Source organism: Amphibacillus marinus (assembly GCF_900110345.1).
Lineage (GTDB): Bacteria > Bacillota > Bacilli > Bacillales > Amphibacillaceae > Amphibacillus_D > Amphibacillus_D marinus.
In genome coordinates, this window is sequence record NZ_FODJ01000016.1 from 15,443 (window position 1) to 36,719 (window position 21,277).

Sequence of the window (21,277 nt, forward strand, 5' to 3'; positions counted from 1 at the left end):
ATTGAAAGGAGTTTTTATAATGGGAGTAGGTCAGAAGATATCGGATAAGCTAGGGGTGGCTGCTGACGTTATTTCTAATCAAAAGCATATAGCGTCAATAAAGAAGGCATTTGTCCTGTTAATGCCAATGTTTATTGGGGGGGCATTCGCTGTCTTATTATCAAATATGGTCTTTAGTGATGAGACTGGCATAGCTTCAATTGGGGCATTTTCTTTTTTAGCTACTTTGAAGCCAATAACCGATGCCATTCAGTACGCAACGCTTAATTTCTTAACAATTGGTGCTGTATTTGTTATTGGTCTAGAATTAGCGAAAATAAATGGCCAGAGTTCAACCTTGTTTCCAGGTGTATTAGCATTGGTTTCCTATATTACTGTCATTCCGACGACGCTCTTGCTTGAAGTAGACGGGAGCATGCAGGAAGTTGCCAATGTCTTGGCACGTGAGTTTACCGATCCGCAGAGCCTATTTTTAGGGATGTTCATTGCTATACTATCTGTCGAAATCTATTGTAAGCTCGTAACAGTTGATCGATTAAAGGTGAAAATGCCAGATAGTGTACCATCTAACGTTGCAACGGCGTTCTCAGCGCTAATTCCTGGGATCATGACTGTTGTTATCATATCAAGCTTTGGTTTTTTATTTCTTCAAATCACAGGATTGCATCTACACGAGGCAATCTATACCTTGGTCCAAAGTCCGCTGGAACGAGTGATGCAAGGTTTACCAGGTGTACTTATTTTAATGCTTGTTGCTCAAGTATTTTGGGTAATTGGTATTCATGGTAATCAAATGGTTAGACCAGTACGTGAACCAATTTTATTAGCGGCAATTACCGTTAACATGAATGCTTTTGCTGCTGGGGAAGAAATTCCGAATATAATAACGATGCCATTTTGGGATATCTATATGAGTATTGGGGGATCAGGTGTTACGATTGGTCTGCTAATTGCTATTTTTATTGTTTCTAGACGAGAGGATATGAAGAAAATAACAAAGCTATCGGTTGGACCAGGTATTTTTAACATTAATGAACCGGTTATCTTTGGCATGCCAGTGATGCTTAATCCAATCTTAGCGATACCATTTATTCTAACGCCATTGGTAACAGGGACAATTGGTTATATAGCGACGGTAACAGAGTTTGCTGGTCCAGCGGTAGCTATGATACCTTGGACAACACCGCCGATTATAAGCGCATATTTAGCAACTGCAGGCAGTATAGGGGCAGTCATTACCCAAATCATTTGTATTGCCGTATCTGTTCTGATCTATTTACCATTCGTTATCATCTCAAATAAACAACAGCCAGCAACCTAATCTACTGGGCAAAAAAACCGACTCCGGCAGCTGTGCTAGAGTCGGTTTAGTTCTTTCGTCGTTCGGCGTGAACTTCTTTATTAAACGGGGTGATGTAAGTGCAAGAATAATCAAGTGCGGTAACCTCGCTATACTCAAAGCATACGCCATCTTTTAGTAAGCATCGATTTTGAATTTTCATTGCGGGCAACCCTTTTTTACAGCCCATTAATTGTGCTTGTTCCTTATTAATTAACACCGGTGCGTATGAAGTAATATAGTGAGAAATGGTGTATTTTTGACGCTGGACATAAGCTTGTACCGATTCAGCAATATCTGTCAGTGTCAAATCAGGAAACAGCTTATAAGGTAGCTTGGAATGTTCAATTTGAACAATTTGATAATTGACAATTCGAATGCGCTGAAATTCCCATATCTCCTCATCATTCCCCAATTCAAAGGTTCGTTTGTCGGTATCGGTTGCTTTAATGCGTTTTAAATAGATTGGTTTTGAAGTAATGTGTTTATAAGGTGTTGCAGTAATTGAGTTGTAAATTAGTGGATTCTGCTTCGCGCTTTTGCGGACGTAAATACCAGCACCTTGGACAACCTTAATAACGCCGATATCTCTTAGCTTGCTAATTGCTTCTTGAATGGTATGCCGTGAAACTTGATACGACTGGGCAAGCTCACGTTGAGTCGGTAGCTTATTATCTGGATAATGGTGCTGATAAATTTTGCTCAATAAGTCTTGAATAATAAACTCTTTTTTGTTCAATTTATTGACCTCGCTCTTTGATCGGTTTATTAGCTAATATACCATGTATGAACCAGCCTTTAAAGTTATTACGCAGTAACAGAATAACTTCATTTTAAAGTCGGGCAAAAGGCGAGTGGCATGGAAATCGTTTCACTTGAAAATTGTTGTGAAAATCTTAAAGTAGCTTTTTTACTAAATGTCTTTGACACAACGAAAGCCTATATTACTAGATGAACTGTCTATTGTATTTGACGTTCTTGCGGCAACACGATAACGATTGCAATAAGAGTGATGACATAAATAGGAGCCACCGCGCGTTACCCGACTGTTTTTCCGGCGCAAATCGCGTTTACCCTTTATTGTGAATGAATCTATACACCATTCCCACACGTTTCCAGACATGTTGTAAAGCCCATAGCCATTGGGAGGAAACGATTTTGCTGGTGCGGTAGCAAGATAGCCATCTGCTTCTGTATTGTGATAAGGGAACTCACCTTGCCAAATATTACAATAGTGCTCGCCACCAGGGGTGAGCGCATCTCCCCAAGGGTATCTTTTTTGTGCTAAACCACCACGTGCGGCATACTCCCACTCCTTTTCTGATGGCAGTCTTTTGTTGGCCCAATGGGCAAAGGCTTGTGCGTCATTCCAGGATACGTGAACAACAGGGTGATCTAATCTGTTTTCGATGGAGCTACCTTCTCCCTCAGGCTGATACCAGTATGCGTTCATTACTGCGTACCACCAAGCTAAGCCGGGTAACTTTCTTGTCGAAGGTGAATTTTTGTCTTGAACAAGCGCATCAAATACGAATGACCAGCCATATTTTTCTGCATCTGTTTGATAACCTGTTGCTTCGATAAAATTAGCAAATTCTTGGTTTGTTACGGTGTATGAATCCATCAGGAACGAATCAACAACTTCTTCATGAGGTGGCCCCTCACCGTCCTCTGGGAAACCATCTAAATCATTCGTTCCCATTATAAATTTCCCTGCTTGAATAGGTATTAATTTATCGGAGAACTTTGTGCTGTTAGATTGTGTAATTAATGATTCTTCCATGTCCGTAGCGTCTACATTACCTATTTGGCGTGAGGCATGGCAACATGTTTTAATAGGATCATCCATCGTTATTATCCCCTTTGTTAATTTCAGTTTTCCCAATTTGTATAATTTTAGCTTCATAACCTGTGTGACTAATTTGCTTAGGAACTTAGTAAGGACTCACAACATGAGGTGAATGCTTTTCCACTCCCACAGGTACAGGGTCCAGCTTTTAATGGTAGAGGGTACCCAGCATGAATTAATGCAAGGAGCTTATCGTGTTTAATTCGATTAGCAAGTGCTTGCATGCGTTGCTCAGCATAGCGATAAATTTGTTGATAACTTTCACAGAAGTATTCGACACCAGCTTCATTGTCAGAGCTAAGTCTATTTCTCGGACACCCACCGTGGCATAAAGTAAGGAATTCACAGTTTTGACATTGAGCGGGTAGAGAAGGTTTTTCAAGTAAAAATTTCTCCATATTCGCGTGGGAAGCAATTTCTCTAAAACTGTTTTCTGTGATATTACCTAATAAGTAGTGCTCATCCATATAAAAATCACAAGGATAGGCATTTCCATTTTGCTCAAAGACAATTGTTCGAGGGCAGGCCTCTTGCTGGACGCAATGTTCAGGTGTGTAATTCAGGTATGCGGTAAGTAGGTTATCAAAGAAACGGATAGATAGCGTAGGGTAACCATCATTATACCAGTAGTCAAATACCTCACAAAGAAACTCACCATATTCCTTTGCTGTAATTGCAAATACACCTGGTTGTTCTAAGTGTTGAGCCTTGAAGTCCATACAAGGAATGAATTGCACGTGCGAAAACCCTTCTTCCAAATAGAAAGCCATTAATGCTTTTCCGTGCCGAACATTGGTCTCATGAATGACCGTCAGAATGTTAAATTCAACCCCTGCGCTTCGCAGATAATTTAATCCACGTATAACAAGGTTAAAGCTTGGTTGTCCTGATCTTGTTACTCTTCTTTGATCATTAATTTCTTTAGGACCATCCAAGCTAACACCAACAAAAAAATTATGCTCAGCAAAAAAATCAGCCCAGCGTTGATTAATTAGTATGCCATTTGTTTGGACAGAGTTTTTAGCTCTTTTATATTTTGTACTATATTTTTTTTGATAGTAGATAACCGTTTCGAAAAAATCAATTCCTGCCAGCAGCGGCTCACCACCTTGCCAGACAAAGTTAACTAAACCGTGTGACATTTCCATGTACTCTTTAATAAACTTCGCTAATGTCCGTTTGTCAATTTGCTTTGCTTTACCAGCTCTACCTGCACATGTACTATAGTAGCAGTAGTCACATGCAAGGTTACATGCCTCAGATACAGTCTTCCACATGACGCTTGATACATGAATATGCTCGTTTAATGAATGGACGGTCACTTCTGTTTCCTCCTGTAAAAGGGCTTTTTTAGAATAGATAGAAGGTTAGGTTTGTGTTCGACATCAACATTTAGTGAACACCGGACCTAGCCCGTAAAAAAATAGCATTAATAATAGATGCCTTGGTCTTATCGGGACCACCATGAGAAGGGTGATGGTGCATGGCAATACTCCAATCGCTTTGAGTAGAACAGATTGATGATGCTTATCATTAATAGTAAACCCTCTATTTAACTAACTCAATTGAAACTGAAGAGATTGGATAATGTTAACAAAATTAATGATAATAATGATGGTGATTACCGAATTAAATATATAGTCAATCTGAATGCTTGACAGTCGCTCAGATAGTCTCGTTCCCAAGACCCCACCGAGTATACCACCAATAATCATGATTGGTAGCATTCCTAAATTAGTTAAGGAGATATCGTCGGTCACTAGCATTAATAGGATAGCAGACAGCTGAGAAAAGAAAATGATAAAGATCGAATTATATGCGGCTTGCTTAGTGTTCATAGAGAATAGCCAGCCAAGGATCGCAACATTAAGCGGACCGCCGCCTATTCCTAAGAAGGCAGAAAGTATACCTAGAGATAAACCCACTAAGAAAATAATGACTTTGTGTTTTATTTGATAAGTTTTAACAGACGAGCGGAACTTTATAAATAATGCAATAAGAATTAGGATGCCGATTAGGAGAATTGACTGAATGAGTCCTACTATTCTAGTGGGCAATAGATACTCCACCAGAATAGCAAATAGGCCCTTACCAATAAGACCGCCAATAATTGAGCCAAATGCAATAACAAAGCTTTGTCCTTTCTCAACCTTTATCGCTCTTTTTTTAGTGCCTACTAAGGATACTGCTGCCATTGAAAAAACAGTAGCTGCTGACAGAAAGCCAATTAATTCTAAGCTTAATTGCCCCCAAAAATCTAAAACAGGCTTAATAATAACGCCACCACCGATACCAGCCGCAGCCCCCACAATGCTGGCAAAAAACCCAATTAAAAAATAGATGATCTCCATTTAATTCCTCCTCTACATCTGGCTAGTAATACAACGGAATGTCATTCTCATAATGGCTCATTTTGCGTGTGAATCTTAGCGTTGTTAAGTGAGGGCGCGTAATTGTGCTGCCGACTACAACTGAATGGGCACCGTGAAAGAGGCTCTCAAGTGCCTGTTCGGGTGTGTGGATTTTCCCCTCCATTAACACAAAGCCCTTTCCCTGAGCAACTTTGACAATCCGAGCTAGCATATTAAAATCAGGGTCTTCTGTTGACTTAGCATCTGGGTCAAAACGATATAATGTAGGTGCGACCATGTGAGCACCTAGATCTAGTGCTCGCTCTGCTTCTGTTTCATTTCTAATGTCAGCAAGAATGAGTGTATCAGGGTAATGCTTTTTAATTTTTTTTATAATGTCATATGCCATTTCCCCTTCAGCTGTTTGACGATTCGTGGCATCAACGGCTACAACATCTGCACCTGCTTTGATTACGGCAGCAACAGCTTCTAGGGTAGGAGTAATAAATACATCCGATTCTTTATGATAGAGTTTCCAAAGTCCAATAATCGGTAATTTAGTCAGCACTCTGACAGCCGTTATATTCATTGGTGTATCTATTCTTAAGCCATTTGCTCCACCCCAGATAGCAGAGGCGGCCATTTTTTCGATAATTTCTGGGAGGTAGATTGGGTCTGTCTTCTTTGCCTGACAAGAGACGATTAACCCGTCCTTTAATTGCGCAATTAGTGTTTTTTGAGTATCTGAAAGTTGCAATTCACTCATCCTCTCATACAGTTTAATACTTGACGTGTTAATTACTCCCCGTTATTAAGAAAGTCATTTGGATCTTTTGAACTTGGATTATAATTTTCTCGTTTGTTTATTTTCCAGCCTTCTTGCACGTGAAAATGCCCGGTGAGAATTGGATCATTAGTCTCGGTCTGGTGCTTTAACAACTCTGCTCTTAGCGCTTCGACAGGTTCATGATAGTCTGGATGATCAATCAAATTGTTGGTTTCGGCAGGGTCATAATACAGATCATATAATGCTTCTTCAGGTTTCTCTACATTTTCTAAATCATGCTTTTGATAAAATTCTTTACTAATTGAATTATCAATGTTGGTTCGATTTATTTTAAGGTAATCACGATCGTAAAATTTTATATACTTATAACGTTTTGTGCGAACGCTTCTTGCTGGTTCATAGGAGGTGTGGTAATTAATCTCTGAAAAAATCACCTCTCGACCACTTTTGTCCTCTTCTTCAAACATTTCAGCAAAGGACTCCCCTTGTAAATAACTCGGTTTTTCAAGACTGATTAAATCACAAAGAGTGGGGAAGACATCAACCTGTGAGATCAGTCCATCAATCTCTTTGCCATTCATGTTACTATTTGGAACACGCATAATTAATGATACACCAATTCCGGTATCAAAAAGATTACATTTGTTAAATGGGAATGCAATGCCGTGGTCAGTTGTAAAGATAATAATGGAATTTTCGAAAAAGCCATTTTCTTTAATGGCTTTAATAACGACTTTAAAGCTTTCATCAAACCATGAGGCCGATTTTAAATAGCCAGTATAATCTTCACGTATTGCGCGTTCTTTAGCTAATGGATCGGGAGGCATTACATAATTGGCATTAATGTCCTCTTGGTTCTTATGACCTTGTTCGGGAAACTTGCGGTGTGTTGAGAATAAGCCGTATGATAGGAAGAATGGTTTATCCTGCTTATAATCTTCCAACCATTCTTTTACCTTATAGGCATTGGCATAATCCCACTTTACAAGCTCTTCCTCAGGCATGCTGGTGTTGTCGGCGCTAATATCTTGATCATAGCCAATGATTTTTGCCCCTTCCTCATGATCAACATAACTGCCAGCTTCATGTTGAATACCTGCTAAGGCAGTATGGTAATCATTCTTTTTCAAAAAGTTAACAAGATGCTGATTGTAGTCATGAAGCTTAAAACCACGTTGAGATAAGCCATACATGCCATTGCTATGCGGATACATCCCTGTTAGTAGCCCCGAACGACTAGGTGAACAGGTTGGTCCAACGCAGTAGGCTTCTCGAAAGATAGTGGCTTCTTTTGTGAAATCCTGTAAAGATTGGGTTGGGACATTATAACCATAGGGACTTAGGACTTTACCGCTATCATGTGTATGAATATAAATAATATTTTTTTTCAATTTATCGCACCCCTTTGCAGTAAAAGATTGAGGAAAGCCCTATTTGATTTACCAAATAGAGCATTCTGGTATCTATTTTTGTGATAGATGTTCAATGTTCTTGCTATCGATATATTCATCAATATCATTTCTCACAATATTGACCTTGGGTCCATAAATGACTTGAATTGCTTTACCGCGAATAATCGTATTCATAGCCCCCGTTTTCTTTAAGGTGTCTGCATCAATTTGGTCTGGTTTCTTAACTGATACGCGTAGCCGGGTTGCACAGTTATCGATATCGGTAATGTTATCAAACCCACCAAGGCCCTCAATAATGTATCTCGCTTGCCCTGTCTCATACTTGGTATTAAGATTTTTTTCGTCATCAGTCACTTCTTCATCGTCTCGTCCTGGTGTTTTAGCATTTAATTTTAATATTAATGTTTTAAAAATGAAATAGTAGACGAGCATAACTGGTATTGATAAGAGAATTAACCAAAGGTAGTTCGTTTTATCATTTCCTTGGAAAACGCCAAACAGCAAGAATTCAACCAACCCAGCTGAAAAAGTAGAACCAATTGTAATATTAAACAAACTAGCTAATACGAAGCTGCCCGCAAATAGAATGGCTTCTGCTATAAATAAGATTGGTGATGCAAATAGTAATGCGAATGAAATAGGTTCCGTAACACCGGTAATAAAAGCTGTTAAGCCTATTGAGATAAGGAACCCAGATGTCGCTTTTCTTTTCGGTCCCTTAGGGATGGCTTTATACATAGCGAATACAATCCCGATCATACCCGCCATCATATGGAAATAACGGCCACTATTAAATAATGCTAAATTACCGAAGAATTGCGTTGTATTAGGGTCCGATAATTGCGCCAAGAAGATCGTTTGGAAGCCCTCATAAACTTCACCACTGACCTCAAGTGTTCCACCTGCCGCTGTAGTCCAGAATGGTAAGTAAAAAACATGGTGTAAACCGAATAGATATAAAGTTCTCAGCATTAGTCCGTATAGGAAAGCCCCAAATGTACCGAGGCCAGTAGCAAAATCGCCAAAGGCTGCAATAGCATTTCCAATAAAAGGCCAAACGATAAACATTATTGAACCAACGATTAAAAAGATAAATGTATTTAAAATCGGAACAAATCGTGAACCGCCAAAAAAGGCTAGAAACTCAGGTAATTTAATGTTATAAAAGCGATTATGGACAATGCCGGTAATTATCCCAGCTAATATCCCGCCGAAGACACCCATTTGCAATGTCATAATCCCAAATTGAGCGCCTTGTCCGACTAATCGTGGATCCATGTCTCCAGTCGCCAGCTGGCCCGTAATATCTAGAAGTGCATTAATTGTAATAATTAAAACAAAGTAACCAACGACACTAGCTAGGCCTGCTGCACCCTTTTCCCGACGGGCTAATCCGACAGCAATTCCGATCGCAAAAATAAGGGGAAGTGCATTAAATACACCTGAACCTGCCGCATTCATTATTCTTAAGATAGCTTGTAAAACGGTGTTATCTAAAATTGGGTATGTTGCAATTACCGCCTCTCCTGATAAAGCGGCAGATAAACCAAGTAGTAACCCGGCTACTGGCAAGATCGCGACAGGTAGTAAGATGGCTTTACCTAATCGCTGCCCGAACTCAACTAATTTTTCCTTCATTTTTAATCTCGTCCTTTCACTATTATTATTCAAATAAAATTCCAAATTATACTATTGAAAAACGGTAGCTAGTTTTCGCGAAAATGTTATCGTTTTCAATTTTAATAATACAGACATTTTAATTAAATGTAAATACGTTTTATAAAATGTATTAATAAATTTGCGTTAAAAAACTGGTAATAATGGTGTGTTATAGGAGGATTGTTGAATATGAAGGTTATTTTATAAAAATAGGTATTAACATTTTGGCGAAGTGTTGTTTACTGCTTAGCTACTAGCGTAACAACTCAATTATTAAAAATTTTTAAGCGGGTAACATTCTTTTTGTATTAAAAAAACCAGAGGCTTAAATCCTCTGGTTTTTAGCGTTATTGCTAAATTTGCCTAGCTGGCTATTTCCCTCTTACTGACTGATATTGATATTCATCAGTGTTAAGGATTAATTCAGTAAAGTCTAATAAATCACCATTTGATAAATAGGTTGAATTTAGAACTTTGAGTAAAGGGGTTGTATGGTCACAATTAAAATAGCGAACTATTTCTTCAGATGGCATGATGGGCAGTACAATGTGGTGTGAGTGATCAATTGACTCGTTTGTAGCTTCTTCAACATATTCATACTTTGAGCCGCCAATGCTTTCGTAAGAAAGATTAGGGTATCGCTTTACATCCATATAGTTTGTCTCGAGCATCATGGGAATAGCATCGGCTTTCCGTAAGCGTTTAATAAAGTAAATGGGATCATCCTGTTTGATGAGTAATTTATTAGCTATTTCCTCACTTGCCGGTATCACTTTAAATTCAATAATTTCTGTTGATGCTGTTTTACCTGATTCAAGCATCTCCTGAGTAAAGCTCTTTACATTTGTTGATCTTTCCATTACATTCTGATTGGTTACATAGGTTCCACTACCTTGGCTACGTGATAGAAAGCCTTTGGCAACGAGATTATTTGTTGCCTGTCGTACCGTTACCCGACTGACATTGAATTTATCAATTAAAACCTGTTCAGTTTCTATCGCATTTCCTTTTTGATACTCGCCACCCTTGATTTTTTGTAATATATAATTTTCAATTAACTTGTACTTTGGTGTTCTTTTCGAATTTCCCATCTAAATCTCTCCCCGGTAAAACGTACTTACCTATTATTATATCAAATTTTGCTAAAATTACATTCAAGATCTAGGGGCTGACGTCTTTTTCTTAACAGAAAAGGGGGTTATAGAAATGATGGGGCTAAATAAAGAGGCTCCTAATCTCTAGGGAGCCTCTTTAAAAGCAATATTTTTTTATCTGCTAATTCCACCACTTTGATTAGCTAATAGCTGTTCAATTTCTTGTCGCTCAATTAAACTAATATCGCCTTCAATGCTATGCTTAAGCACGGCGTTTAAGGTAGCGAATTGAACAGTGTAATCTAGTGTTGCGTTTGAAAGCAGGCCATGAATGACTCCCGCAGTAAAAGCGTCACCTGCACCGACACGATCAACGATAGGGTAAATGTCGTATTGCTTTGATTGTGCGACAGCCCCATCCTGCCAAATCTGACCATGTAATTTATGGTGTGAGGCAGAAATCACATCACGCTTGGTTGAGTAAAACAGTTCTATATTGGGATAGGACCGCTTCATTGCTGTGAAATAGTCATCTGTATCATCACTAACTCCAAAGAAAGCAGGGGCATCTAATTGCCCTGCCGAGCAGTAATCAATGTATGGAAGGACCTTTTCAAATGCTAATCGTGCTTCCTCAATAGACCACAGGCTAGCTCGATAGTTCATATCCAGACTTACTTTAACCTGCTTTTCTTTAGCATACTTGAGCAATTGGACAACGCGATCAATCCACTGGCTGGATAATGCCAAGGTAATACCCGTGACATGAAGTAAATCCGCACCTGCCAAGAGTGTATGATCATCATGTTCGAGATGCTCTGTCGCAAAGCTTGAAAAGGCTCTATCGTAGACCACTTTTGGCTGCTTAATATGGTTACCACTTTCTAAATAGTACGTACCAAGTCGGGTGCCCTTTTGTTCAACGAAGGCGGTATCTACCTGGTGACGCTCTAAATGATCAACTGCAAGTTGGCCAATTGGATGATCGGGTACAATGGTAGCCAGCGCTGTATGGTAGCCCCATCTTGCTAAATTAATGGCAACGTTAGCTTCTGCTCCGCCAATATGAACCTGAAAGGCGTCAGCTTGACTAAAGCGCTGCCCGGTTCTAGTTGATAAACGTAAGAGCATTTCACCAAGTGTGACCACTTTTTTAGTCATGCTGACCACCACGTTTTGCAAGCCAAAATGCTTTTTGATACGCATTCGCAAGCTTAGTCACTTCGGCATAATTGCCTTGATCAGCAGGCTTGGTTAAGTTTCCGCCAATTCCAACCGCAATTGACCCAGCAGTGACCCAATCGCCAATATTATCAAGGTCAACGCCACCAGACGGCATAACACTTACGTGTGGAAGAGGCCCTTTAACTGCTTTAACAAAGTCTGGTCCTAATAAATTACCCGGGAATAGTTTAACGATGTCAACACCGTAGGTTAGTGCTTGTTGAACATCATTAATTGTTTGACAGCCCGGCAAATAAGGGATTTGATAGAGATTACAAAGCTTTGCAGTTTCTTTATCAAAGCCTGGACTAACAATATACTCTGCACCAGCTAAAATAGCTAGCCGTGCTGTTGTTGCATCTAAGACAGTCCCAGCCCCAATGACAATTTCAGGACGGTCTTGATACGTTTCTTTTAATTGTTTAATAAGTTGCTCAGCCCCAGCTAAGGTAAAGGTTACTTCGAGGGCTTTCATATCGCCTTCAACGATTGCTTGACAGGCCTTAAAAGCCTGCTCAACTGATTTGCCTCTAATGACAGCAACCACACCTGCGTCAGCTAGACGCGTTAAGATAGATAAACGTTGCATATAATCCTCCCTTTAGTTGTCTAAAGACATTAGCGATTTTGATTTGACTTGCTAAAGAAAGCAGCTGAAACAAATGCAACAACAACGGCAATAACAATGCCAATGATAGTAAAAATAAAGTACTCGCCAATGTAGGCTGGTAAGCTAAAGATACTGGAAAGAATATAGCCATATAAGCGAACGCCGAAAGCGCTAATGAAGGCTGACGCAATTGCGCTTCCTATTGTTGCAGCTAATAATCCGCGTTTATACTTCGTTAATACCCCAAATAATGCTGGCTCAGTAATACCTAAGAATCCTGAAATAGCAGATGAAACAATAACTGAGCGCTCGTTTGGATCTTTTGTTTTACGATACATCGCAAGCGTTGCACCAGCAATTGCCATGTTGGCCATAAACATCATTGGCATCAGCATGTCATAGCCTTGATCAGCAAAGTTTTGCAAAGCAATTGGTGTCATTGCATGGTGTAAGCCAGTTAAAATAGCAATAGGTCTAATCGCACCTACTATAATACCAGCTAAGACTGGTGAAATGTCAAATAGTAACGCGACAAACCAAGCTAATCCGTTACCTAAATGAATACCAATTGGACCAATAACAATAAATGCAATAAGACCAGCGATAAATAATGATAATGTTGGCGTAAATACAGTCCGTAAAACCTTAGGTAGCAATTTATCTACCCAACGATAAACATAGCTTAAAACATAAACGGTAATAATAATTGGAATAACGGTCCCAGCATAATTAAAGGCAGGAATCGGTAAGAATCCAAATACATAGAAGGTATCAATTCCATTTGCAGCAGCTTGAGCCATTGTTGGGAACTGCATCGCGGCTGCAATTGCAATTGCCAAATACTGATTCGTTTTAAAAATTCTGGCTGATGATGCAGCAATAAAGAATGGTAAGAAGGTAAAGACCCCACTTGCTAGCATATCAAGTACTTGTACCGTTTGACTATCGGCTGACACCCAGTTTAATGCCATAAAGCCAGCTAGTAAACCTTTAATCATCCCCGCCCCAGCGATTGCTGGTACGATCGGACCGAATACTCCAGAGACAACATCCATAAACATACCGACTAGGCTTTTCTTTTCCTTTGCTTCGGTATGATCTTGTTCTTGATTAATACCTAGTTGTTGGGCAATCTCTTCGTAATAAGAGCTAACGTCTGTTCCGACGATAATTTGATATTGGTCATTCTTGTTGTGTACACCCATTACACTAGGCATTGCCTGAATGCCTGCTTCGTCAATTAAGCTATCATCCTTAATGTCGAAGCGTAGCCGGGTCATACAATGCCAGGCATTATTTATATTGTTTTTGCCACCTAAGCTCTCAATAATTGCCTCTGAGGTCGCTTGATAATTTGTTTTTGCCATGTCCATCCACCTTTTTTTATAAATTAATTGAAAATGTGTTGCGCGCGCTTTCACGAGCAAGTATAGCACAAGAAATAAAAATCCAAAACCGAGCAAAAATTGGCTAGTAACAGGGTTGAAGTATTGATTTATCAAGGTTTTTATAGAAAACAAAACAAAATTGGACTGGTTTTTATACGCTATATAACAAAATATCAATCCAAATTGACACCGCTATATTGAGAGTGTTTCAATAGACACTAGAACAAGTACTAGAAAAGAGGAGTAAAATGAACCCAACATTAATATCTGACATAAAATGTTATATTATACGCCCAGATCGTCATAATTTAGTTGTTGTGAAGGTGGAAACAGACCACGGTGTTGTGGGCTATGGCTGTGCAACCTTTCAGCAGCGACCATTAGCTGTTAAAACGGTTGTGGATGACTATTTAAAACCGTTATTAATTGGAAAGGATGCCAATAACATTGAGGACCTCTGGCAAATGATGATGGTTAATAGTTATTGGCGTAACGGACCAGTAACGAACAACGCTATTGCAGGTGTCGACATGGCTTTATGGGATATAAAAGGTAAGCTAGCTAATATGCCTTTGTACCAGCTGTTTGGAGGAAAAGCCCGTGATGCTATTGCTGCTTATACTCATGCAGTGGCCGATAACTTAGATGAGCTTTACGAGAAAATTGATCAATACCTAGCGGAAGGCTATCAGCATATTCGGTGTCAGCTTGGTTTTTATGGTGGGCCAGCAGATGATTTCCATACAACCGAACAGCCGACTGAGGGCTCGTATTTCGATCAGAATAAATATATGCAAACAACGGTCAATATGTTTAAAGCAATTCGAGAAAAATATGGCTACAGCTTTGAAATATTACATGATGTTCATGAGCGCTTCTTTCCTAATCAAGCACTAAGCTTTGCGAAGCAGGTTGAGCCGTACCGCCCATACTATATTGAAGATATCTTACCTCCTGATCAAAATGAGTGGTTAACGCAAATTCGGTCACAAACAGCAACGCCATTAGCCACCGGGGAACTATTTAATAATCCGATGGAGTGGAAGCACTTAGTCGTCGATCGTCAGGTTGATTTTATGCGCTGTCACGTGTCGCAAATTGGTGGCATTACCCCAGCACTGAAGCTTGCGCATTTCTGCCAAGCAATGGGTATTCGGATGGCATGGCACACACCATCTGATATCACACCAATTGGGATGGCGGTTAATACACATTTAAACATTCACTTGCACAATGCTGCAATTCAAGAAAATATTGAGGTTAAAGAGAATACCGCATCATTATTCAGTTATATTCCGCAGCCGAAAAAGGGCTATATTTACCCAATTGAAGCAGCTGGAATAGGCGTTGCCTTTGCTGACGAGAAAGCAGCAGATTTTCCAGTTGTCTATCGTGCGCACGAATGGACTCAAAGCAGATTGCCTGATGGGTCGATTATGACACCTTAATATAATTAACCCCTTTTAGATTTGTTTCTAAAAGGGGTTAATTATTGTAATGACGATAGGGAGCCATTACAATTAGACTATTATATGCAAAGGGGGAGAGTGTATGAAGATAAGAACGATGGAGTTAGCCGATTTAACTAGTGTTGCCAAGCTATTAAATGCGTATCGCGTTTTTTATCAGAAAGAATTCGATCACGAAGGCTGCTATACCTTTCTTAAAGCACGCTTTGAAGCCAACCAATCTGTTGTTTTTGTCGCGGAGGTTAGTAGCGAAATTGTTGGCTTTACGCAGCTATACCCAATCTTCTCAACCGTAAGCTTGCAAAGGGCGTACCTCTTAAATGACCTGTTTGTCGTACCAGAGGCAAGGAAAACAGGTGCTGGTGCGAGCCTAATTCAAGCAACATTTTCATATGCTCAAGAGAATGGAGCCAGCTACGTGACGCTCGAGACAGGTGTTGATAATACTACAGCGCAACGTCTTTATCAAAGGATGGGAATGGCTGTCGATAATGGTGTTTATCATTTTACGAAATCCTACTCGTAAATACAGGGGAATAGTCATACCTTGAAGAGATCGTCCATAAAATAGAACAACCCCGTTAACGTGTGTTGGCACGTTAACGGGTTACGATAGATGACCTATTGTCTGGTCGTCCGTTGTCCTTTTTCGCGCCACCTGAACAGAAGCTGTTTGGGTGGTTTATTTTATAAAACCTGTAGTAAGCGGTTAAAGTAAGTATGCTGCTATTTGTCCTAGTCCAAAATTAAGCTGTTTAATGATCGTCTTTTTTCATTAGCATTAGTATTAAGGATGCAAAGCTAATCATCAGAACTAAAGCTTCATAGACGGTCACCAAGCCATCACCTCCCCTCCTTAGGGGATGCGACCAGCTATTAAGCACACTACCGTCTCTCCATTATAGCACAATTTTTGCCTGATACATACAAAAAAAGGAAGTCCAAGCTTTATTTTTTATATGCTTAGCAACCTAATCTAATCAAATCATCTGATTAAGCTGTTGGATAACCGAATGAGCCATCCTTTAAGCGGATCTTTGTGTAGACGCACTCATCTCTCAAATCGCCAGCTTGTCCATCAATAAAATTATTTAGCAGGGTAGCTTCCAAGTGATAGCCACAACGCTCTGCAACCCTACGACTACGACTATTTTTGGTGTCGCACCGTATTTCAATCCGATTAGCTTCAAGCTCCTCAAAAGCAAATTGGGTCATGCCTGAGACAGCTTCGCTCATATAACCATTCCCAGCAGCAGATTGCCTGATCCAGTAAAAAAATTCAAAGCGGCGAACTTGCCAATCGATCCTAACCAGATTACAAGTTCCGATAAATGTCCCGGAAGCCTTATCAAACATATGAAAGGATAACTTGTCGCGCAGCAGGAAATCAGCACGTTGTCTGCGAATATTTTCTTCGGTTTCATCAAGACTAGGGATTTGCTTGACCCAGATCCATTTATCTAGGAAGTCAAACGATTCTATGACAGCCTCATTAACTAGGGTGCCTTCATCGATCTGCGGTATACGTAATAAAAGGCGTTCTGTTTTAAACTGTTCTGGAATATCAAGAAGAATGGGATTCATAATTACGCCTCCATCTTTTGTAGTTAATTGTATTATGTCAAATCCTAAGCCTATGCACAATTAACTAGTTTAAAGGTTGTAGTAAGCATTGATAATACTCTTATACTCTACTTAATCTAGACCTGAAGTAATGGGGTAAGTTTTTTATAATAAAAGATGTAACTAAAGCACCGTTAATGTGTTGACCGTGGTTTTCTCAGACCGTATAATTTTTAAAAAAGCTACACGCGAATATTGTTATCAACAGAAGAATGCAATGTCTCTACAAAGAAATAATTCAAAGAAGCTAGGGGTAAGTATCGTAGGGAGTGACAGGGAAATGAACAAGGTTAAAATTGTCATTGGAATTGTACTGTATACGATTTTTGTTATTGTTTTGTCTTTGTTAACTTACTTATATGTTGCTTCGGAAAAGGAAGCCGCAGAAAATGCGCAGTGGTTCGGGAGGAGTCTATTAAGTAATGACCTAGGTTGGGTTGCAGATGGCGATGATCACTATTATTATGATCGGCTGGGCAATCGGCTAACTGGACCTCAGGTTATTAATCAACAGGTTTATCACTTCTCGGCAGATGGGGTTTGGGATGCAAACGAGCCTGTCGATGCTACAATCCTGTATGTCAAAGCGGAAGAAAGTGACGAAATTAACTACAGTCTTACTGGTGGAGTGGGTTGGCTAGCTGATGCAGAGCCAGCTTTCTACTTAACAATGGATGCAACCACCTATCCGAGCACGACCAGAGATGTAGAGGTTATCATCTCTAACAATAGTAGCGTTGAGATTTTCACAGGATTAGCGTTCACACTGCAACGTTGGGATGGTGAGCAGTGGGGGGCGAATGTGACTGATGGAGTGACGTTTCCTGAAGAGGCCTATTCAATTCAGCCCGGTGAAACAGGCGCTTTCGCGGTGGATTTCGGTGATCTCTCTATCGAATCGGGGCGGTATTTATTAACAAAGCAGGTGCTAGCTGATAATGAGGAAGGGCAACATACTGGTTATCGATTAGGGGTAGAATTCTTTGTTTTTGATTAATAAGGCAAGCTAATGCTGAGCGGGACGCAACAGATGAAGAAAACCATTTCCTATTTAGACATGATCTTTTTCGTTATTTTTTAAGTGGCAAGCTAATGCTGAGGAAGCAATGGTTGAATGACTATAATGAGCCTTAATTGAAGTTTTTATGATTACTGACGATACAGATCGCTAATGAAAGTCATAATTCAGCGCAACTATGCTACCGCCGGTCTCTGTCTAATTAAGAGTGAGTGTTTACGAAGTTAGTAGTTGTTATGCTGGAAAAGACTATGACAAAAGTAAAGAAAAAATTCATTTTCATTTATTTTCACCTTCCATGGTTGTTATTTTTGTAATGAATTCTTCTTTTATAAGAACCTGCTCATCAAGGGTAGTTTTTGAATTTAAGATTTTATAATTACTTTTCTTAGCAATCTCAATATCATTCAACTCTGGAATGCTCTCTACTAACTTAACAATTGTATTATTATCAACCACCTGAAAGTAACCAGTTGCTTCTCCTAATATCCAATAGTCAGATTTGCTTGCTTTCGTCTCTTTTAAAAAGAAAATATACGCTTCGCCTTCTTGAAAAAGATCAATATTATTTACTAACCAGTCACTGTCACCTTGCTGTTTAATTGTAATATTATCCACAGCAGAACTACCTTTATAGGTGTTTGCAATTTTAGCATTAAATACGGTATAAGGAATTGGCTCTTCCTTAACCTCTTCTAATTTGTTCAAAATTGTTACTTCAGCTACAAGATCTGCTTCAATTAAAGCACTTTCTAAATTAAAAGAGACGACTTCAGCTTCTATTGCTCCGAGCACTTCTTCGTCTAACAATGATTTATCAAGGTCCGTATCATTTTGCGTACAGGCACTCAGCATAGACAATACAGATAAAAAAAGAATTATTCTTTTCATAATTACCCTCCAAAATTCAGAGTTTTATGGTGTAAATTGAGTATATCATTTTCAAGTATATTATTTAACGAGGAAGATTAAATGTTAAATTAATATTTATCATTATCGCCAGATCGGGCAATTTAAAGCAAACAATTGAGAACATCAATGCATATAATAACCTGTAATTAATTCATACTTCAAAAATCCTATTGCTAGATAGTGGGATTTCGGGTAAAATGGTAAAAGCCCATGCAAGTTGTGGGAGAATTATTTTAAGATAGGAAGGTGGAATGTGAGGTTACTAAGCAGTTAAGCGCCTGAACTATTGCTCGTACGTATGAGCAATAGTTGACGAGGAGGAGGAGTATCGAAGTAGATCGGCGGATACCTCCCGGTTGCAATACCTCCAGCCGTTAGATGTTATTTGAAAACAGAGAGGCGACTCTTTGCACAAAAATACATCAAGAGGAAAAAATGACTATGCGAGAAAGGGGGCAAACACGCCCCTCTATTCGAGTCGGCTTTCTATATTGTTTGCCTCTCTTCTCTAATTTTTAGGAGGAAGCAAATTATGTGTGGAATTGTAGGTTATATTGGAGCTAATGATACGAAAGACGTGTTACTGAATGGTTTAGAGAAATTAGAGTACCGTGGTTATGACTCAGCAGGAATTGCCACTTTAAATCCGGACGGACTGCATTTATTTAAAGTGAAAGGGCGAATTGCTGCTTTACGTGATAAGGTGGATGCCACTGTTCAAGCAACAATGGGGATCGGTCATACACGCTGGGCAACTCACGGTGAACCAAGCGAGGATAATGCACACCCACATCAAAGTGGATCAGGTCGCTTTACTCTTGTGCACAATGGTGTTATCGAGAACTACTATGAATTACGTGATCAATATTTAACAGATGTCACACTTGTCAGTGAAACAGATACCGAGATCGTTGTGCAATTAATTGAAGTGCTCTATCAAGAGAGCAACGACGTGCTTACCGCATTTCGTCAAGCTATGAGTCTATTAAAAGGCTCTTATGCAATTGCCTTATTAGATGCTGAAGACGCAGATGTCATCTATGTAGCAAAAAGCAAAAGTCCATTATTAGTTGGATTAGGTGATGGCTTTAACTTAGTGGCAAGTGATGCGATGGCAACGTTAAAGGAAACAGACACGTATTTAGAAATTGAGGATAAAGAGGTCGTACTCGTTCGCCGCAATGAAGTGCAAATTCAAAAATTCGATGGCACGGAGGTTGTGCGAGCACCTTTCAAAGCAGAGATTGATGCTGCTGATACCGAGAAAGGCACGTATGCACACTTCATGCTTAAAGAAATTGATGAGCAACCATTTGTAATGCGTAAAATCATTCAAGAATACCAAGACGAGCAGGATAACATTAAAATTGATGCTGACGTTCGTGCAGCAATGCTTGCGGCTGACCGCATTTACATTATCGCGGCAGGCACAAGCTATAATGCCGGCTTAGTGGGCAAGCAAATTATCGAGAACCTTGCCGATACACCAGTAGAGGTGCATATTGCAAGTGAGTTTTCTTATAATATGCCACTGCTCTCGAAAAAGCCATTGTTTATCTTTATTTCACAGAGTGGTGAAACAGCTGATAGCCGTGCCGTTTTGGTTAAAATTAAATCATTAGGTCATCCATCATTAACAATTACCAACGTTCCAGGCTCAACCCTTTCCCGTGAGGCTGATTACACGTTACACTTATACGCAGGTCCTGAAATTGCTGTTGCCTCAACGAAAGCCTACACAGCCCAAATTGCTGTGCTTACGCTCTTAGCCGTTGATACAGCAAATGCAAAAGGACTGACGCTAGATTTTGACCCATTACAAGAACTTGCGATTGTCGCAAGTGTGATGGAGTCATTAACTGATCAAAAAGAACAGTATGCAGACATTGCCAAAGCATACTTCACCGGCACACGTAATGCGTTCTTTATTGGACGTGGTATGGATTACTTTGTCGTCCAAGAAGCATCATTAAAGTTAAAAGAAATCTCTTATATCCAAGCAGAAGGCTTTGCCGGTGGCGAGCTTAAGCACGGAACAATTGCGCTAATTGAAGACGGTACACCAGTCATCGCAATCTCAACGCAAGAAAACGTCAACTACTCAATCCGTGGTAACGTCCAAGAGGTAGCAGCCCGTGGCGCCAACACATGTGTGGTTAGTATTAAAGGTCTTGAGCAAGATAGTGATACACTTGTCTTGCCTCATGTTCATCCGTTGCTCACGCCGTTAGTCAGTGTCGTACCAATGCAGCTCCTTGCATACTATGCAGCATTGCATCGTGATTGTGATGTTGATAAGCCGCGTAACTTGGCGAAGAGTGTGACGGTTGAGTAGGGGTTAAGTTAGGAAGGTAGTGTGTGTATATCGACAACTAAGTTGTTCTCTTTACAATTAAGTCGTTCCTTTTACAAGTGAGTTGTTCTTTTTACAACTATGTTGTTCCATAAAATAGTCAATGCATATCTAGATAAAATTTGAGATGGAATAGCGTGTATTTGAAATTAAGTTGTTCCCTAAGACCCTAAGAGACCCCTCCTTTTC

The 21,277-nt window shown here is 39.7% G+C and carries 18 protein-coding genes; 5 read left to right on the forward strand and 13 right to left on the reverse strand.

What is annotated here, in order from left to right; genetic code table 11:
* The first annotated feature begins 19 nt into the window (after positions 1–19).
* On the forward strand, positions 20–1,321 hold the full coding sequence (locus BM000_RS15705; RefSeq protein WP_091500177.1) for a PTS sugar transporter subunit IIC: 1,302 nt from the start codon (positions 20–22) through the stop codon (positions 1,319–1,321).
* 46 nt (positions 1,322–1,367) lie between these two features.
* Here BM000_RS15705 and BM000_RS15710 read toward each other — a convergent pair whose 3' ends face one another.
* The 11 genes from BM000_RS15710 to BM000_RS15760 all read right to left on the reverse strand — a co-directional run bounded on the left by BM000_RS15710 (position 1,368) and on the right by BM000_RS15760 (position 13,692).
* Positions 1,368–2,078 (reverse strand): GntR family transcriptional regulator, encoded by a 711-nt coding sequence (locus BM000_RS15710; protein WP_091500179.1) that lies wholly within the window; start codon positions 2,076–2,078, stop codon positions 1,368–1,370.
* Between the two features lie 174 nt (positions 2,079–2,252).
* Positions 2,253–3,188, reverse strand: a complete 936-nt coding sequence (locus BM000_RS15715) for a formylglycine-generating enzyme family protein (protein ID WP_091500180.1) — start codon at positions 3,186–3,188, stop codon at positions 2,253–2,255.
* A gap of 77 nt (positions 3,189–3,265) precedes the next feature.
* Positions 3,266–4,510 (reverse strand): anaerobic sulfatase maturase, encoded by a 1,245-nt coding sequence (locus tag BM000_RS15720; protein WP_245751706.1) that lies wholly within the window; start codon positions 4,508–4,510, stop codon positions 3,266–3,268.
* 234 nt (positions 4,511–4,744) lie between these two features.
* Positions 4,745–5,539, reverse strand: a complete 795-nt coding sequence (locus tag BM000_RS15725; protein ID WP_091500182.1) for a sulfite exporter TauE/SafE family protein — start codon at positions 5,537–5,539, stop codon at positions 4,745–4,747.
* Positions 5,540–5,561: 22 nt separating this feature from the next.
* Positions 5,562–6,296, reverse strand: coding sequence for an N-acetylmannosamine-6-phosphate 2-epimerase (locus BM000_RS15730; protein WP_218144108.1), 735 nt, complete (start codon positions 6,294–6,296; stop codon positions 5,562–5,564).
* Between the two features lie 41 nt (positions 6,297–6,337).
* Positions 6,338–7,717, reverse strand: a complete 1,380-nt coding sequence (locus BM000_RS15735) for a sulfatase family protein (RefSeq protein WP_091500185.1) — start codon at positions 7,715–7,717, stop codon at positions 6,338–6,340.
* Positions 7,718–7,789: 72 nt separating this feature from the next.
* The gene (locus tag BM000_RS15740) at positions 7,790–9,376 is read right to left on the reverse strand and encodes a PTS transporter subunit EIIC (protein ID WP_091500186.1); all 1,587 of its coding nucleotides are present in this window, start codon (positions 9,374–9,376) and stop codon (positions 7,790–7,792) included.
* 392 nt (positions 9,377–9,768) lie between these two features.
* Positions 9,769–10,488 (reverse strand): GntR family transcriptional regulator, encoded by a 720-nt coding sequence (locus BM000_RS15745; protein ID WP_091500188.1) that lies wholly within the window; start codon positions 10,486–10,488, stop codon positions 9,769–9,771.
* Between the two features lie 177 nt (positions 10,489–10,665).
* The gene (locus BM000_RS15750; protein ID WP_177178330.1) at positions 10,666–11,652 is read right to left on the reverse strand and encodes a sugar kinase; all 987 of its coding nucleotides are present in this window, start codon (positions 11,650–11,652) and stop codon (positions 10,666–10,668) included.
* A complete protein-coding gene (locus BM000_RS15755; protein ID WP_091500191.1) occupies positions 11,645–12,304 on the reverse strand; it encodes a bifunctional 4-hydroxy-2-oxoglutarate aldolase/2-dehydro-3-deoxy-phosphogluconate aldolase in 660 nt (219 codons plus the stop codon). Before BM000_RS15755 ends, BM000_RS15750 begins: the two co-directional genes overlap by 8 nt.
* Positions 12,305–12,333: 29 nt before the next feature.
* Positions 12,334–13,692, reverse strand: a complete 1,359-nt coding sequence (locus BM000_RS15760; protein WP_091500193.1) for a PTS transporter subunit EIIC — start codon at positions 13,690–13,692, stop codon at positions 12,334–12,336.
* Positions 13,693–13,961: 269 nt separating this feature from the next.
* On the opposite strand from BM000_RS15760, the gene BM000_RS15765 reads away from it, so the two are divergent.
* Positions 13,962–15,161 (forward strand): enolase C-terminal domain-like protein, encoded by a 1,200-nt coding sequence (locus BM000_RS15765; protein WP_091500195.1) that lies wholly within the window; start codon positions 13,962–13,964, stop codon positions 15,159–15,161.
* A 103-nt stretch (positions 15,162–15,264) separates the two neighbouring features.
* Entirely contained in the window at positions 15,265–15,708 is a 444-nt protein-coding gene (locus tag BM000_RS15770; protein ID WP_091500196.1) for a GNAT family N-acetyltransferase, read from the forward strand.
* Between the two features lie 467 nt (positions 15,709–16,175).
* Here BM000_RS15770 and BM000_RS15775 read toward each other — a convergent pair whose 3' ends face one another.
* On the reverse strand, positions 16,176–16,766 hold the full coding sequence (locus tag BM000_RS15775; RefSeq protein ID WP_091500198.1) for a GNAT family N-acetyltransferase: 591 nt from the start codon (positions 16,764–16,766) through the stop codon (positions 16,176–16,178).
* Positions 16,767–17,085: 319 nt separating this feature from the next.
* On the opposite strand from BM000_RS15775, the gene BM000_RS15780 reads away from it, so the two are divergent.
* Complete coding sequence (locus BM000_RS15780; RefSeq protein ID WP_091500199.1) at positions 17,086–17,802, forward strand: immunoglobulin-like domain-containing protein; 717 nt, start codon at positions 17,086–17,088, stop codon at positions 17,800–17,802.
* A gap of 300 nt (positions 17,803–18,102) precedes the next feature.
* On the opposite strand, the gene BM000_RS15785 is transcribed toward BM000_RS15780, so the two are convergent.
* Complete coding sequence (locus BM000_RS15785) at positions 18,103–18,714, reverse strand: hypothetical protein (RefSeq protein ID WP_091500201.1); 612 nt, start codon at positions 18,712–18,714, stop codon at positions 18,103–18,105.
* 553 nt (positions 18,715–19,267) lie between these two features.
* On the opposite strand from BM000_RS15785, the gene glmS reads away from it, so the two are divergent.
* Positions 19,268–21,070, forward strand: coding sequence for a glutamine--fructose-6-phosphate transaminase (isomerizing) (gene glmS / locus BM000_RS15790; protein WP_091500203.1), 1,803 nt, complete (start codon positions 19,268–19,270; stop codon positions 21,068–21,070).
* Positions 21,071–21,277: the final 207 nt, after the last annotated feature.